The sequence below is a fragment of the Pseudomonas sp. v388 genome, from assembly GCF_003935425.1.
Classification (GTDB): domain Bacteria; phylum Pseudomonadota; class Gammaproteobacteria; order Pseudomonadales; family Pseudomonadaceae; genus Aquipseudomonas.
In genome coordinates this window covers 385,251-400,970 of the sequence record NZ_RHQN01000005.1, presented here as the reverse complement: position 1 = coordinate 400,970, position 15,720 = coordinate 385,251, and the positions used below count along the sequence as shown (strand labels likewise).

At 60.5% G+C, this 15,720-nt stretch carries 17 protein-coding genes; 7 read left to right on the top strand and 10 right to left on the bottom strand.

Annotation, left to right across the window (positions count from 1 at the left end; genetic code table 11):
• The first annotated feature begins 99 nt into the window (after window positions 1-99).
• Entirely contained in the window at window positions 100-1,446 is a 1,347-nt protein-coding gene (locus tag EGJ27_RS14710; protein WP_125831476.1) for a class II 3-deoxy-7-phosphoheptulonate synthase, read from the top strand.
• Here the strand turns inward: EGJ27_RS14710 and EGJ27_RS14705 are convergent.
• A complete protein-coding gene (locus tag EGJ27_RS14705) occupies window positions 1,436-2,647 on the bottom strand; it encodes a winged helix-turn-helix domain-containing protein (RefSeq protein WP_125831475.1) in 1,212 nt (403 codons plus the stop codon). The two genes, EGJ27_RS14710 and EGJ27_RS14705, sit on opposite strands and share 11 nt — an antisense overlap.
• A gap of 146 nt (window positions 2,648-2,793) precedes the next feature.
• Window positions 2,794-3,027: a DUF1127 domain-containing protein gene (locus EGJ27_RS14700; protein ID WP_125831474.1), complete on the bottom strand. Its 234-nt coding sequence runs from the start codon at window positions 3,025-3,027 to the stop codon at window positions 2,794-2,796.
• Window positions 3,028-3,121: 94 nt separating this feature from the next.
• Here EGJ27_RS14700 and EGJ27_RS14695 point away from each other — a divergent pair, with 94 nt between their 5' ends.
• Complete coding sequence (locus EGJ27_RS14695) at window positions 3,122-3,976, top strand: LysR substrate-binding domain-containing protein (protein ID WP_125831473.1); 855 nt, start codon at window positions 3,122-3,124, stop codon at window positions 3,974-3,976.
• A 1-nt stretch (window position 3,977) separates the two neighbouring features.
• Here the strand turns inward: EGJ27_RS14695 and EGJ27_RS14690 are convergent, their stop codons facing one another.
• A complete protein-coding gene (locus EGJ27_RS14690; protein WP_177523027.1) occupies window positions 3,978-4,724 on the bottom strand; it encodes a sulfite exporter TauE/SafE family protein in 747 nt (248 codons plus the stop codon).
• 269 nt (window positions 4,725-4,993) lie between these two features.
• Here EGJ27_RS14690 and EGJ27_RS14685 point away from each other — a divergent pair, with 269 nt between their 5' ends.
• Both EGJ27_RS14685 and EGJ27_RS14680 read left to right on the top strand, forming a co-directional pair.
• Window positions 4,994-5,467: a MarR family winged helix-turn-helix transcriptional regulator gene (locus EGJ27_RS14685; RefSeq protein ID WP_125831472.1), complete on the top strand. Its 474-nt coding sequence runs from the start codon at window positions 4,994-4,996 to the stop codon at window positions 5,465-5,467.
• Between the two features lie 161 nt (window positions 5,468-5,628).
• Entirely contained in the window at window positions 5,629-6,048 is a 420-nt protein-coding gene (locus EGJ27_RS14680; RefSeq protein WP_125831471.1) for an organic hydroperoxide resistance protein, read from the top strand.
• A 79-nt stretch (window positions 6,049-6,127) separates the two neighbouring features.
• Here the strand turns inward: EGJ27_RS14680 and EGJ27_RS14675 are convergent, their stop codons facing one another.
• Window positions 6,128-6,697 carry an elongation factor P gene (locus tag EGJ27_RS14675; protein WP_049858924.1) on the bottom strand — a complete coding sequence of 190 codons (570 nt, stop codon included), beginning with the start codon at window positions 6,695-6,697 and terminating at the stop codon, window positions 6,128-6,130.
• A gap of 105 nt (window positions 6,698-6,802) precedes the next feature.
• Window positions 6,803-7,945 carry an elongation factor P maturation arginine rhamnosyltransferase EarP gene (earP, locus tag EGJ27_RS14670; protein ID WP_125831470.1) on the bottom strand — a complete coding sequence of 381 codons (1,143 nt, stop codon included), beginning with the start codon at window positions 7,943-7,945 and terminating at the stop codon, window positions 6,803-6,805.
• Window positions 7,946-8,075: 130 nt separating this feature from the next.
• On the opposite strand from earP, the gene EGJ27_RS14665 reads away from it, so the two are divergent.
• The 3 genes from EGJ27_RS14665 to EGJ27_RS14655 all read left to right on the top strand — a co-directional run bounded on the left by EGJ27_RS14665 (window position 8,076) and on the right by EGJ27_RS14655 (window position 9,302).
• Entirely contained in the window at window positions 8,076-8,480 is a 405-nt protein-coding gene (locus EGJ27_RS14665) for a hypothetical protein (RefSeq protein ID WP_125831469.1), read from the top strand.
• Window position 8,481: 1 nt separating this feature from the next.
• A complete protein-coding gene (locus EGJ27_RS14660) occupies window positions 8,482-8,964 on the top strand; it encodes a GreA/GreB family elongation factor (RefSeq protein WP_125831504.1) in 483 nt (160 codons plus the stop codon).
• A gap of 131 nt (window positions 8,965-9,095) precedes the next feature.
• Window positions 9,096-9,302, top strand: a complete 207-nt coding sequence (locus EGJ27_RS14655) for a hypothetical protein (protein WP_125831468.1) — start codon at window positions 9,096-9,098, stop codon at window positions 9,300-9,302.
• 100 nt (window positions 9,303-9,402) lie between these two features.
• Here EGJ27_RS14655 and EGJ27_RS14650 read toward each other — a convergent pair whose 3' ends face one another.
• The 5 genes from EGJ27_RS14650 to EGJ27_RS14630 form a co-directional block, all read right to left on the bottom strand.
• Window positions 9,403-10,680, bottom strand: coding sequence for an aromatic amino acid transport family protein (locus EGJ27_RS14650; protein ID WP_125831467.1), 1,278 nt, complete (start codon window positions 10,678-10,680; stop codon window positions 9,403-9,405).
• A 289-nt stretch (window positions 10,681-10,969) separates the two neighbouring features.
• Window positions 10,970-11,302, bottom strand: a complete 333-nt coding sequence (locus EGJ27_RS14645) for a helix-hairpin-helix domain-containing protein (protein WP_125831466.1) — start codon at window positions 11,300-11,302, stop codon at window positions 10,970-10,972.
• Window positions 11,303-11,463: 161 nt separating this feature from the next.
• A complete protein-coding gene (locus tag EGJ27_RS14640) occupies window positions 11,464-13,458 on the bottom strand; it encodes a nucleoside-diphosphate sugar epimerase/dehydratase (protein ID WP_125831465.1) in 1,995 nt (664 codons plus the stop codon).
• A gap of 115 nt (window positions 13,459-13,573) precedes the next feature.
• Window positions 13,574-14,590 carry a glycosyltransferase family 4 protein gene (locus EGJ27_RS14635; protein WP_125831464.1) on the bottom strand — a complete coding sequence of 339 codons (1,017 nt, stop codon included), beginning with the start codon at window positions 14,588-14,590 and terminating at the stop codon, window positions 13,574-13,576.
• A complete protein-coding gene (locus tag EGJ27_RS14630; protein WP_125831463.1) occupies window positions 14,583-15,563 on the bottom strand; it encodes an SDR family oxidoreductase in 981 nt (326 codons plus the stop codon). Before EGJ27_RS14630 ends, EGJ27_RS14635 begins: the two co-directional genes overlap by 8 nt.
• Window positions 15,564-15,720: the final 157 nt, after the last annotated feature.

Here is a 15,720-nt window from a genome sequence, read left to right as displayed (position 1 = left end):
TTGGCCATCAAGTTTTTCAATCATCTTCATAGTCCGCCGGCTGTACGGCGAACTGTTAACATGCCGAACCCGATTCTCATGACCATCAAGAGTGCCACCATGAGCCAACCCTGGAGCCCCGATAGCTGGCGGGCATTGCCCATTCAGCAGCAGCCGCAGTATCCGGATGCGGAACACCTGAGCAAGGTCGAACAGACGCTGGCCGGCTATCCGCCATTGGTATTTGCCGGGGAAGCACGGGAACTGCGCCGCCAGTTCGCCGAAGTCACCCAGGGCCGTGCGTTCCTGCTGCAGGGCGGCGACTGCGCGGAAAGCTTCATGGAGTTTTCCGCTTCCAAGATCCGCGACACCTTCAAGGTGCTGCTGCAGATGGCCGTGGTCATGACCTTTGCCGCCGGTTGCCCGGTGGTCAAGGTCGGGCGCATGGCCGGGCAGTTCGCCAAGCCGCGTTCGGCCAATGACGAAACCATCGAGGGCGTGACCTTTCCGGCGTACCGGGGCGATATCGTCAACGGCATCGGTTTCGACGAAAAAAGCCGCGTGCCGGACCCGGATCGCCTGTTGCAGGCGTATCACCAGTCCACCGCCACCCTGAACCTGCTGCGCGCCTTCGCCCAGGGCGGTTTCGCCGATCTGCACCAGGTGCATCAGTGGAACCTGGATTTCATCTCCAACTCGGCGCTGGGTGAAAAATACAGCCAGCTGGCCGACCGCATCGACGAAACCCTGGCATTCATGCGCGCCTGCGGCATGGACGGCTCGCCGCAACTGCGCGAAACCAGTTTCTTCACCGCCCACGAAGCGCTGCTGCTGAACTACGAAGAAGCTTTCGTGCGGCGTGACAGCCTGACCAACGACTTCTACGATTGCTCGGCACACATGTTGTGGATCGGCGACCGCACCCGCCAGCTGGACGGTGCGCACGTAGAGTTTCTGCGCGGGGTGAACAACCCGATTGGCGTCAAGGTCGGCCCGAGCATGAACACCGACGACCTGATTCGCCTGATCGATACGCTCAACCCGGACAACGATCCCGGTCGCCTGAACCTGATCGCGCGCATGGGTGCCAACAAGGTCGGCGAGCATTTGCCGCAGCTCATTCGTGCGGTGGAACGCGAAGGTCGCAAGGTGCTGTGGAGTTCGGACCCCATGCACGGCAACACCATCAAGGCCAGCAGCGGCTACAAGACTCGCGACTTCGCGCAGATCCTGGGCGAGGTGAAGCAGTTCTTCCAGGTGCACCAGGCCGAGGGGACCTACGCAGGCGGCATTCATATCGAGATGACCGGACAGAACGTCACCGAATGCATCGGCGGCGCTCGCCCGATCACCGAAGACGGATTGTCGGACCGTTACCACACCCATTGCGACCCGCGCATGAACGCCGATCAGTCCCTGGAGCTGGCGTTCCTGATCGCCGAGACCCTCAAGCAGGTCAAACGCTAAGGGCTTGCAGCAAGCGCGCGGCGCCGGGCCGCTGACAGTTGATCTGAATCTGCTCCAGCCCGAGCCAGTCGGCCAGCCGGCGCAGATTCCGGCCCAGCGCCTGCATGCCCTCTTCGTCCAGACCGCGTTGTTCCTCATGCACGGCATGCACCGCCAGCCGTCCGGCCGCACGTTCGGCACGCAGGTCGACGCGTGCGGCGATGCGTTCGTTGTGCAGGAAAGGCAGCACGTAATAGCCGTAAATCCGCTTGTGTTGCGGCGTGTAGATTTCCAGCCGATAGCGAAAATCGAACAGCCGCTCGGTGCGCGCCCGCTCCCAGATCAGTGAATCGAAAGGCGATAACAAGGCACTGGCCGAGACTTTGCCCGGCGGCTTGCTGTCGGGCAGGCAGAATGCAGCCTGCTTCCAGCCTTGTACCTGAACGTGGCGCAGCTGACCGGCTTCGACCAGTTCGGCAAGCGCCGTACGACTGGGCAGCGGGTCTTGTCGGAAATAGTCGCGCAAATCCTTTTCAGTGCCGACCCCAAGGGCGCGGACCGCATGCAGCAACAGGCCGCGCTGGGCATCGGCTTCGCTGACCTCGGGGTGGTCGAGCACGGCCGCAGGCAACACGCGTTCGGGAAGGTCGTACAGCCGCTCGAATCCGCGTCGGCCGGCGACCGTGACTTCGCCGGCGGCGAACAACCATTCCAGCGCCAGCTTTTCCTGGCTCCAGTCCCACCAGGGCCCGGCGCGTTCCTGGCGGGTGCTCAGGCTGCCTGCGCCAAGCGCGCCCTGCTCACGCACGGCTTGCAGCACCCGTTCGATGGCCGGCCGTTGTTCACGGCCGAATCTGGACAGCCCTTGATAGATGCCTTCGCCCTGCGCCGCCCGACGCATCCGCCAGACCATCAGCGGATACAACTCGATGGGCAGCAACGAGGCTTCATGGCCCCAGTATTCGAACAACCGCCGATGCCGCCCCTGACTCCAGGCGGCTTGATCCAGCAAGGTTGGCGAATAATTGCCCAACCTTGAAAACAGCGGCAGATAGTGGGAACGAACCAGCGCGTTGACCGAGTCGATCTGCAACACGCCCAAGCGCTCGATCATCCGGGTGACGTGGCCGGCCTTGATCAACGCAGGCGGCTGGCGTCCGCGAAACCCTTGAGCGGCGAGCGCCAGCCTGCGTGCTTGCTTGATGGACAACTCCATGGGCATTCCAGTCTCGGGGCGTGAGACGGTAACGCTATCCGATTGGTGAGGGTCTGTCAGTCCCGTCATCGCCTGTGTCGTGACCAAGCGCGCTCCGGCATGTGCAGCGCCGAAGTTGTGCGACCGAGCGGTCCGCTCCCACAAGTAGCATCTCAATGCTTGAGCGGATCATCCCAGAACGGCCGCTCCGACTCCTGCATGATATCGGCCCGGCTCAGGCCCAGGTCACGCAAGGCCTCATCACTCAGTTGCGCCAGCAAGCGGCGTTGACGGTGCAGCTCCATCCAGCGGTTGAAGTGATATTTCAAACCGGTCCAGAGACCGGAAGAAAACGCCACGGCTGTTGGTTGCCCGGCCAGTACATACCCTTTTTGACCTTTCATCATCTTGCCCTCCAGGTGGGGATGACTAAAGTCTCGCGCCTGGCGTAGGATCAATCCAACGAATGTTTCTTATGTGGTGCATCTGGGAGATTGATGGATGGCCAACTACCCAAGTATTGATACCGAGCTGCTGCGCACGTTCGTGGCGATTGCCGATCACGGCGGTTTTACCCGCGCCGGCGAAGTGGTGAACCGTACCCAGTCGGCGGTCAGCATGCAGATGAAGCGGCTCGAAGAAGACGTGGTGCAACGCCCGCTGTTCCAGCGCGAGGGGCGCATGCTCAACCTGACCGTCGAAGGCCAGGTGTTGCTGGGCTATGCGCGACGCATCCTGAAACTGCACAGCGAGGTGTTCAACACGCTGCGCGAACCGCATATGGTCGGGGTGGTGAAAATCGGCTCGCCTGACGACTATGTCATGCGCTTTCTGCCGGGCATCCTTTCGCAGTTCGCCCGTGCCTACCCGCTGATTCAAGTGGAAGTGCATTGCGAACCGTCCGAGCTACTGCTGCTGCGTCAGGACTTGGACCTGACCATCGTCACGCGCCGGCCCGGCACTGAAATCGGCCAACTTTTGCGCCAGGAGCGGCTGGTCTGGACCGAGGCCATCGGTTTTGCTCCCCATGACCAGACGCCTCTGCCACTGGCGATGTTCAACACCACCTGCTTCTGCCGCGACTGGGCCTGCAATGCGCTGGAGGCCATGGAACGCGACTATCGCATCGCCTACAGCAGCGCCAGCATGGCGGCAATCATGGCCGTGGTAAGCGCCGGGCTGGCAGTCACCGCTCAGCTGGAAAGTCTGATCACACCGGAGCTGCGCGTTCTGGGTGACGCCGAACGACTGCCGCTACTGCCGACCGCCAGCATTGTGCTGTTGCGCAACCCCAAGACGCCCTCGCCGATCACCGAATGCATGGCCGACTACATCGCCGAGGGCTTCAAGGTTTGAGTCAGAGCTTGAACATGAGGATCGCGGCGCAAAACATCAGGAACACACAGAACCAGGCCCGCAAAGTGCGTTCGCGCATCGAATGGGCCAGTTTCACACCCCAACTGATGCTCGCCAGGCCGCCGATGGCCAGCGGAATTCCCATGGCCCAGTCGACGTGATCATGCAGGGCGTAGGTCAGCAGCGTGATCCCGGTGCTCGGCGCAGCCAAGGCCAGCGCCAGCCCTTGGGCCACCACCTGGGTTGCGCCGAAAATGCTGGTCAGGATCGGCGTGGCCACCACGCCGCCGCCGACGCCGAACAGGCCGCCGGTGATCCCGGAGCCTACACCCAGCAGCCACAACCACTGGCCGCGACGCAGTTCGGTGCCGACTGGCTCCTTGCGCCAGTACATCTGCGCCAGGTTGAACACCGTCAGCACAATCAGGAATCCGACGAAGCCCAGGCGCATGGCCTGCGGGTCGAGGCTCACGGCCCAAAGCGATGTCAGCCATGCAAAGCAGAAACTGGGCACGATCAGCATCAGCGCATTGCGCAGCGACACCCGGTTGCGCTGGTTGTAACGCCACAGCGCCAACAGCACGTTAGGTAGCACCATCAGCAAGGCCGTGCCCTGCGCCAGTTGCTGTTCGAGGCCGAACAACACACCCAGCGCGGGAATCGCCACCAACCCGCCGCCAATTCCGAACAAGCCCCCCAAGGTGCCCATTGCCGCACCCAGCAACACATACATCACCACTTCGATCACACCGCGCCCCCGCTCAACGAATGGCCGAATGCTACGCAGTCTTGGGCGTGAGGAGAACTGTTACTTGAAATGTCATGGCTGCCCCTGTGCAGAAGCGTGCTTGGCCGCAACCCGCTCAGCCATCGGCCGCCTGCCTGGCGTCCGGGCGCCTGTTGTCGCGGGCAAGCGCGCTCTTGCCCTGAGCCTTCGGCCCTTGTAGCGCGGATTTATCTGGCGCATTAAAGGTACGGGCACTAAATTAACCCTCTTTCCCTGCACGAGGCCCGCCCATGAGCGCCGACGACCGCCCGACTTCCGACGCTGCTGCCGGCTGCGACGAACTATTGCTGGATAACCAGCTGTGCTTCGCGCTGTATTCGACGTCGCTGGCGATGACCAAGGTCTACAAACCGCTGCTCCAGGCGCTGGGCCTGACTTATCCGCAATACCTGGCGATGATGGTGCTCTGGGAGCAGGAAGGCCTGACGGTTGGGGAGGTCAGCACGCGCCTGTTGACCGACCCCGGTTCCCTGACGCCGCTGCTAAAACGGCTTGAGGGGGAAGGCTTCATCAGTCGCACGCGCAGCAAGGATGATGAACGCGTGGTGCTGCTGCACCTCACCGCACAAGGCCGCGCCTTGCAGCAAAAAGCTCTGAATGTGCCCGGCTGCATCTTCTCGGCCAGCCGCCTGAATCTGGAAAAACTTCGCGAACTGCAAGACTCGCTGGTGCAGTTGCGCAGCGCCCTGCACGACAGCCTGTAACCAGGTCGGTCGTCGACCGTTCTGCTTCTCGGTTCAGGCAGTATCGAAGCGCACTCAAAATATTAGCTTGCGCACTAACTATCTTGCAGTTACATTGGCCGTGCAATTACTTAGCGCGCAAATATTTTGCGCAATCATTCGATACCGAAGAGGGTAATGTCATGACTCCGCTCTATACCGCTGTTGCAACCGCTACCGGTGGCCGTGATGGCCGCGCCGTTTCCAGCGACAAGATTCTCGATGTAAAACTCGCCACGCCAAAAGAGCTTGGCGGTGCGGGCGGCGAAGCGACCAACCCCGAGCAACTGTTTGCCGCCGGCTATTCGGCCTGCTTCATCGGCGCCCTGAAATTCGTCGCTGGCCAGAGCAAGCGCAGCATTCCCGCAGACGCCTCGATCACTGCCCACGTCGGCATTGGCCAGATCCCCGGCGGTTTCGGTCTGGATATCGACCTGCACATCAGCCTGCCGGGCCTGGAGCAGGCGGACGCTCAACAACTGGTGGACGCCGCTCACCAGGTCTGCCCGTACTCCAACGCTACCCGCGGCAATGTCGATGTCCGCCTGCACGTGACCGTATGACCCGCGACACCTGACACACAGGCACAAAAAAGCCCGCATCGCTGCGGGCTTTTTGCGTAACGGGGTTAAAACACCCTGCTTATTTAGCACGGCCTTTGTAGGAACCGCCTTCACGGGTATCGATCTCGATCATGTCGCCGATTTCGATGAAGTCAGCCACCGACAGCTCGGTGCCGTTCTTCAGCTTGGCAGGCTTCATGACCTTGCCCGATGTGTCGCCGCGAGCGGAACCTTCGGTGTAGTCAACCTGACGCACGATAGTGGTCGGCAGTTCTACGGAAACCAGACGCTCTTCGAAGAACACGGCTTCGCAAACGTCGGTCATGCCTTCTTCGACGAATGGCAGAACGGCTTCGATGTCTTCAGCGTTCAGCTCGTACATGGTGTAGTCAGTGGTGTCCATGAACGTGTAGGAGTCACCGCTGATGAAAGACAGGGTGGCTTCCTTGCGGTCCAGGATCACGTCGTCCAGCTTGTCATCGGCGCTGTAAACGGTTTCGGTCTTGTAACCGGTCAGCAGGTTCTTCAGCTTGGTCTTCATGATCGCGCTGTTACGGCCCGACTTGGTGAACTCAGCCTTCTGGACCAACCAAGGATCGTTGTCGATACGGATCACGGTACCGGGTTTCAGCTCTTTACCAGTTTTCATTGCATATATCCGAATTTGGATGGAGATAACCAAAGGCTCTGTACGAGAAATAGCCTGCGCAGGCACTTTTCGTACAGAGCCTTACATCAAGGCCGCGTATCATAGCTAATTTCGGCAAAACTGTACTAGCGCCGTTGCGAGATCGGTCTGTGCAGCCTGCTGCCGGCACCAGTCCTGCGCGTGACGCTCGAGTTCGGGCCAATGTGCATCGAGCGCATGCCAGGCTGTCTTGAGATCGCCACCCGCGTTCCAGGCCAGCCAGCATTGCCTGAGATCCCGGGCAGCCGCCGGCGAGAGCCCTGCCGCGTACAGCTGCAGGAAGGCTTCCAGCTTGGGCAGATGCGCCTGGTCTTCCTGCTGATAGATGTGCCAGAGCATTGGCCGCGCCGCCCACTGCGCGCGGACGAATGAATCCTCGCCGCGAACCACGTTGAAATCGCAGCTCCACAGCAGCGTGTCGTACTGCTCCTGCCTGACGAACGGCAGAACCTGCACGGTCAAGGCACCTCGCACCTGCACCGCGCCTGCGGCCAGCGCCTGCATGCCCAGCCAGGCCTGCACATCACCCAGCACCCGGCCTTCAGGCACCAGCACATGCGTCGGGCGCTCAGCCTCTTCCAGCGTGTCCAGCCAGCTGCCCAGGCCCGGGTTTTCGTAGGCGAACAGCGAGATCAATCGTGCGTCGCCGGCCGGCCGCACGCCGAACGCCTGCAACGCTTCACGACGCGCCGCCGCATCTCCCTGCAACGCCCGGCGCCGTTCGAGCAGGTCTCGTTCGCGCAACAGCCCGCCGGTTCCTGGTTCGAAGCCGGGAAAGAAGAATGTCTTTTTAAGCCCGTTGGACTGCATCGAGGGCAAGCCATGGCAACCGGCAACCCAGTCTTCGGCGCTGAGGTAATCCAGATTCAGCCACACCGGTCGCGGCGAGCTGCGCAGCATGGCCTCTATATAAGCCTCAGGAAGCCGGCACGCGAAAGCCTCCAGAACCACGTCTGGCAAAGGGGTGTCCTGCCAAGGCGCAGGCCAGCGACAGACGTTCACACCCGCCTGCCATTGTTGATCCGCCAGGGGATCGGCGTCGGGGCACAGCCTGGCAAACGCGCCAAGGTCGTCGATCCACAGCCGCACGTCGAGCTGATGTTCGGCAACCAACTGTCGCGCCAGGCGCCAGGTCACGCCGACGTCGCCAAAATTGTCGACGACGTTGCAGAAGATGTCCCAAGAAGCTTTCGCGCCTGCGGCTTTCATTCCAGCTCCTGAGCAGATGGGTCAAAAACGTGGATTGTCCGTCAGAACCGCGTGCCTGTACCAGTGCGCACTGCCTGCGGGTCACCAGGCGTGGCACAATCACAGCACTCGTCCTGAAAGGAATCCAGCCATGTCCTCCAGCGCCCGCCGTCGCGAACTCTACGTGTCCTTGAAACTGATCCTCTGTATCGCCCTGGGCATCTGGCTGGGCGCCATGGCCGTGGCCGTCACCGGCATGCTGTTCTACAAGCAGCTGCCACCCGCGCAGACCCAGGTGCTGGAGCAGGCCGCCGCCGAACTGGTCAGGCCGCACTCCCCGGCTGCGCAACCGTTACCTGCGGACGACCCGCAAACCGCGATGTTCCGCAAATACGAACAGAGCCTGCGCGAGAGCGAAGCACGTCAGGCTCGCGAACAGGTGCAGGAACAACAGCAGCGCAATTACAGCCGGTCCAAATGCGATTTCTGGATGCAACAGGACCGGACCGCGCCCAGCGAAAAGAGTCGGGCCAATATCAATGAATACTGTGGTTGAAATGAACAAACAGCACGTCCTCGACCTGATCGTGCTCAAGCTTGAAGCCGATCTGGACATCGCCCGGCGGGCGGCGCAGACCGCTTATGAAACGGCGACCCACGAAGAAAACATCGCCGAGAACAAGTACGACACCCTCGGGCTGGAGGCATCTTACCTGGCAGCCGGTCAGGCACGGCGTGTCGAAGAAATCCGGCAATCCCTGGCGCTGTATCGAGCATGGCAGCTCAAACCAGCCGATGAATCTCGTGGTATTCAGACTGGTGATCTCATTACCCTTGAATCTGCCTCAGGGCGGGTTCGCTACTTCTTTCTTGGCCCGGACGCTGCCGGTTTGAAAGTGCAGGCAGGCGATGAAGCGGTGACAGTCATCACCGCCCGCGCTCCGCTAGGGCAAAGCCTGCTGGGCAAACTGGAGGGCGATGAGGTCGAAATGGTCATCAACGGCACCCGGGAAACGTTCGAGGTAGTGCGAGCGCTTTGAGGCGTCCGTCACCTTCCGGGGGATCAGGGTTGATCGCATGAAGTTTTTATGGGTAAGGTGAGGCCTCACTTCCTGCACCGCAAACGGGGCTGCATCGCAACACGCAAGGACTCAACCCAAGGAGATATTTCATGACGAACGTCATTGCTTTCCCTGACGCCCATGAACGTGATCGCCTGAAGTCCAGTGGAGATCCGGCGTTGAGGTATCTGAACCAGAAGGAACGTATGCTGATCGACCAACTGCGCGCGACCAGCCACGCAGGTCGTCAGTATGTGTACGACTACGCGAGCATCATGCTGCTTTCCCGCCCGCTGTTTCCTGACCCTGTGGATTGATCCGCCGCTCTTGGCATGGCGTATGTCTGTGCGGCACCCAAGCAAACGCGCATACAAAAAGGCCGGCGTTAGACGCCGGCCTGCCATTGGCTGTGTGCGCTTAACGCATCAGCGAATAGACCAGCGCGGAAATCGCGACCACCCCGGCGATCACCACAAACACGTTGGAGAGCTTGCCCGCGTACTGACGCATGGCGGGCACTTTGCGGATCGCGTACATCGGCATCAGGAACAATAATGCCGAAATCACAGGGCCACCCAGCGTTTCGATCATTCCCAGAATGCTGGGGTTAAGCGTCGCCACGATCCAGCATACGACCAGCATGAAACCGGAAGTGAGCACATTCAACATACGTGGACCCGGCTGGCGACCGGTCTTCACGACCAGACCTTTCAAGCCTTCGCTGGCACCGATGTAATGGCCCAGGAACGACTTGGCGATAGCGATGAAGGCTATCAACGGGGCCACGAACGCGATGGTCGGGTTGTTGAAATGGTTGGCCAGGTAAGTCAGCACCGAAACGTTCTGCACCTTGGCTTCAGCCAGTTGCGCAGGCGATAGCGTTAATACGCAGCTGAATACGAAGAACAGCACCATGACCACCATAAGGCCGTGGGCTCGCGCCAGAATCTGCGAACTGCGCTGTTCAGCGTTTGCCCCGTATTGGCGCTTCTGATCGACCGCGAACGCCGAAATGATCGGGGTGTGGTTGAACGAAAACACCATGACTGGAATGGCCAGCCAGAGCGTCGGCAGGAAGCTCGAAGGCTCGGGCAACGTGGTCGCCGTCTCCAGAATGCCGCCGGTCCAGTGCGGAATGAGAAACACGGCCAGAAACAGCAGCGCAACGATGAAGGGATACACCATCAGGCTCATGGCCTTGACGATCAGTCGCTCGCCCAGGCTCACCACCACCATCAGACCCGCAATCAGCAGAAACGCCAGCAAGGCGCGAGGCGGCGCGTTCAGGTGCAACTGGTGCTCGACAAAGTTGGTGACGGTGTTGGTCAATGCCACGCTGTAGATCAGCAGGATCGGAAAGATCGCGAAGAAATACAGCAGGGTAATCATCGCACCGGCGCCTTTACCGAAATGCTCTTCGACCACTTCGGTGATGTCCCCGCCGTTGCGACCGGACAGCACGAACCGAGTCAGCCCGCGGTGCGCGTAAAACGTCATCGGGAATGCCAGCAGCGCCAATGCCAGCAACGGCCAGAAGCCGCCAATGCCGGCATTGATCGGCAAGAACAGCGTGCCCGCACCGATAGCGGTGCCGAACAAGCCGAGCATCCAGGTGGTGTCGTTACGGTTCCACGAGGCGAGGCTCGCGGGAGCTACATCCAGACGTTCTACGACGCCATTGGCCTGATCATTCATCCGGTCTGGTCTCCATGCCGGGTTGCTTCAAGAAAGGAGCAGCGCGTCAAAAAACTCGGCAGTCGGCGCCACCCCAAAAACAGGGGCGCAATTGTCCGGGATTGAGCAAGGAAATCAAAGAGATATCAGACCAGCCGGTTGGGGATGCCTGCGTTGCCGGTATGAGGAGAGCGAGATGCATGAGGCGGAAGTCGGTGTGTCCGGGAGAAAGACCGGTCAGGCGAGCCATGTAAACCGCGGTTCACATGGCCTGCAAGGCCGGTCTTCCTCAGCGTGTATCAGTCAATCACTATTCAAGCGACAGGCGATCACGGTTCTTGTCCAGCAGGGCTTTGCCGATGCCTTTTACTTCGACCAACTCATCGATCGAGGTAAAAGCGCCGTTGGATTCCCGATGAGCAACGATGGCTTCTGCCTTGCTCTTGCCAATACCGGCCAGCTCCTTTTGCAAGGTGGCCGCATCGGCGCTGTTGAGATTGACCCTGCCTGCCATGTGGGTCTGGGCCTGCATCGCAGCTGGCGCCATCATGCTGCCGGAATTATCCGCAGGCGCTGCGGTAACGGCCACCGAGGCACTGGTCAGCAGGGCAAACAGCAAAGAGGAAAAGAGTGTGGATCGCATGAGTCAAGCTCCGTAGTCATTTTCAAGCGGCACTCCAAGTGCCGTGACTCAAAACTAACTCAGCGTACCCATCTGTCAAAAAAACGAGCGTATCGGTTTATATCCAGCCGTATCCGCGCGTGTCCGTAACACCATTCAGGTGCCTTGCCGGCCTGGCGGGATCACGGCTCGTGACGCCGCTCCTGGTACATCCAGTCGACGATATCGCCTTCGGGTGCGTAGCCATTCACGGTCTCGCGAAGCAGCTGGCGCACCGCTGTGTAATCATCATTGTCCACCGCATCGAGCAGGCGGCTCAGGCATATTTTCAGGCGGTCCCACGGCAGGTAGTCCTCGGTGGCGCTCATGATCATGGGATGTTCGGTCGCCACGACGTTGTCGCCGATCAACAGCTCTTCATAGAGCTTCTCACCCGGCCGCAGCCCGGTGAATTCGATCGAGATGTCACCATGAGGATTTTTCTCGGAACGAATGCTCAGCCCCGACAGGTGAATCATTTTCTCGGCCAGCTCGATGATCTTCACCGGCTCGCCCATGTCCAGCACGAAGACATCGCCGCCCTGCCCCATGGAGCCGGCCTGAATCACCAATTGCGCAGCTTCAGGGATGGTCATGAAGTAGCGCGTGATCTTGGGATGAGTGACCGTCAGCGGGCCGCCGGTCTGGATCTGCTTGTGGAACAGTGGAATGACCGAGCCGGATGAGCCGAGCACGTTGCCGAAGCGGACCATGATGAAGCGGGTCTTGTTGACCTGATAGACATTGGCTTTGTCACCGAATATCACCGGCGCGGCTTCGCGGCTCAATGCCTGCAGGATCAACTCCGCCAGGCGCTTGGTACTGCCCATCACGTTGGTCGGCCGTACTGCCTTGTCGGTGGAGATCAGCACGAAGTTGGAAACACCGGCCTGCAGTGCCGCCTGGGCGGTATTCAGCGTGCCGACGACGTTATTGATCACGCCTTCGGCGATGTTGTGCTCGACCATGGGCACATGTTTATAGGCAGCCGCGTGATAGACCGTGTCGACCTTCCAGGTTTTCATGATTGCCAGCAGCTTGGGATGGTTACGCACCGATCCCAGGATGGGCAGCAGCTTGACCGGCAGCGCCTCACGAGCGGCACGCTGTTCGAGTTCGGACAATATGCTGTAAAGATTGAATTCGCTGTGATCCAGCAGCAACAACTGAGTCGGCTTGAGCAACAGAATCTGCCGACACAGCTCCGACCCGATCGAACCGCCGGCACCCGTCACCATGACCGTCAGCCCTTTGATGCAGTGTTCCAGCAGGTTTTCACGGGCAGGAACGGAGTCGCGACCCAACAGGTCGGCGATATCGACTTCCTGCAGGTCGTCGACCTTGACCCGGCCGGCTGCCAGATCCATGAAACCGGGCACGCTTCGTACGTGCAGCGGAAATCCTTCCAGGAAACCGAGGATTTCCCGGCGGCGCCCGCGTGATGACGACGGGATGGCCAGCAGAATTTCCTGGGCGCCGGTGACGTCGATCATCTGCTGGATATGCTTGGGCTTGTAGACCTGCAACCCGGAGATGACCCTGTTGGATATCGATTCATCGTCGTCGATGAAAGCCACCGGGCGCATCAGACGTCCCATGCGCAAGGCAGCCACCAGCTGATTGCCGGCCGCGCCGGCGCCATAGATCGCCACTTTGGGCAAACCGTCGTCACGACTGGCAAACGGCACGTGCCGGGCAGCGGTGAACCAGTCACCAAGGAAATACTGCCGCATCGCCAGGCGCAAGCCGCCGATCATGACCAGGCTGAGCCACCAGTAATTGAACATGATCGAGCGGGGAATGATCTGCTGATGGTTGCTGTAGGCATAGACCATGCAGCCCAGGATCAGCGCGGAGATCGTCACCGCCTTGATGATCGCGATAAGGGCGTCGTTGCCGAAATAACGCATCACCGCGCGGTACATGCCGAAACGGATGAACAGCGGGATCGCGGCCACCGGGGCGCATATGAACAGCCAGGTGTGCTTTTCCATCGGATTGATCATGTCTTCGATGCCAAGGCGGACGATGAACGCCATCCACAATGCGATCCAGACCAGCACCACGTCTGCGGCGACCTGGAGTATTCGCTTCTGCCGGCGTGGCAATGCCAGCAGAACGGCTCTCAACTTGCTCATCACTCGGTAAACACTCCTCCACCGGCCCGCGGTCTCTCGGTTGCGTCCGATCTGCTTCTATGCGCAAAAGACAAACAATGTCTCAATCTATATGAAAACTGCTGGACCCGCGCATTCAATTGCGCTCCAACTGACCTGCGTCGAACTTCACCGCCAGGAAAACCAGCGGCAGCCAGGCGAGCAAAACCCCGGTCAATCCGTCGCCGTCCAGCAGCACTACCCACATCGCGACCGGCAACAACCACAGCACGTTAATCGCACCCACCGCCAGTGTGACCGGCAGATGCCTGCCGAACCGACGTGACGCGAACTGGTAGGCGTGACTGCGATGCGCTTCATAGATCTTGTCGCCACGCACCAGCCGACGAATCAGGGTCAGCGTCGCATCCACCACGAACACGCCCAGCAGAATCAGCCAGGCCCAGAACAATGGCGGCGCTACCCAGGCGGCTTGAACCGACAGCACGCCAAGCACGATTCCCAGAAAACCACTGCCGGCATCGCCCATGAAAATCCGTGCGGGCGGAAAATTCCAGAACAGGAATCCCAGCGTCGCCGCAGTCAGCAGCAACGGACTCCAGAGTAGCTCCTGATAGCCGCCCAGCCAGTAAATCAGACTGATGCCACTGCAGACCGTCACGGCTTGCACACTGGCGATGCCGTCGATGCCGTCCATGAAGTTGTACAGATTGAGCATCCACACCAGATAGAAAGCCGCCAGGACGTGCCCGACGACGCCCATGTCGATACTGACACCGAACAGCACCAGAGGTGCCAGCCCGCCCAGCCAGCCCAGCGCCCAGCCTGCCGCCGCGAAGTGTCCCAGCAGACGCCATCGGGCCGCGATGTGGCCGTGGTCATCCATGAAGCCGATCAAGGCCACCAGCCCGCCGGCGCCGACCAGCGCCACCAACGCGCTGGTGGCCACGTGCCCCTGGCTCCAGAGAACGAACAGCGCCAGGACGAAGGCCACCACGATGGAAACACCGCCGCCACGCGGCGTCGGCACCGAGTGCGAGCTGCGTGCGTTGGGAATGTCCATCAGGCTCCTGGCAAGCGCATATTTGCGAATCCAGGCTGTCAGGCCCAGCGAAAGAACAGCGATGACGAAAATCGACAACCACTCAAGCATGGTGTTTATGTTCCAGAAAATCCTGCGCGGTGGTGTCCATTGCATCCTCGAGGGTCACCGGCGGTGTCCAGCCGAGCATGTCACGGGTTTTGCTGATGTCGACCTGCAGCGAGCCGCACAGCCGTTGCGAAAAAGCTGCTTTCCCCAGCGCTGCCGCTGCACCTCTGAGCAACCAGGTCGGAACCGGAAGCAGCCGGGGTGCCTTGCCCAGCGCCGTGCCCATCCGACGTAACAACTCGGTGGTCGAGAGGTCGCGGCCGTCGCTGACCAGAAAGGTCTGGTTGGCGGCAGCCGGATGGTCGATGCAGGTCGCGATCAGATCCACCAGATTATCCAGCGCCACCAGGCTGCGACGGTTATCGATAGCCCCCAACGGCAGCGGCAACCCTTTGTCCAGCCAGCGCATCATGTTCCGGAAGTTGGCCTTGACCCCTGGGCCATACACCAGCACCGGGCGAATGATCACCACTTCCATTGCGGTACGGCTCGCCAGTTGGCGCAACGCCTCTTCCGCCTGCATTTTCGACCTGCCGTAAGGGTCCTGAGGCTGAGCCGGGGCATCAGCGTGAAACGCGGTGCCGGGCTCGGTGGATTCGCCGTTGACCTTGATCGAGCTGATGAAGATGAAGCGCCTGACACCAGCGGCAGCAGCCTGCTCGGCGAGGTTCAGGGTGCCAAGCACGTTGGCCTGATGGTATTCGTGCTGGGGATCACCCGCCGAGTCGCTGAGCACATGGACGCGAGCGGCGCAGTGGATCACCACATCAGTGCCGACCACCAGGCCTTCCCAGCGATTGTCGGGAGCCAGTGACGGCACGTTTACCACCTCGACCCGCGCGCTCGAACTCAGGCGAGCGTCACGCACCGCAACGCGCAACGGATGGGCCGAATTGGCGAGCAGATGCTCGACCAGCGCGCGCCCAACAAAGCCTGTCGCACCCGTTATGCCGATTACGGCAAGCTGCTTGCTCACGTCCGGACGTCCCGCTTGAAAAGAGCGAAGATACTACTTAAGCAACATTTTTAATCAACTGAATTCTTCATCTACAGGACACTTGGCAATACCGTCAAGTAATAATCTGCAGCATTCCGATGACGGCGTTTAAACATCGAAGAACGCTTTAAACCAT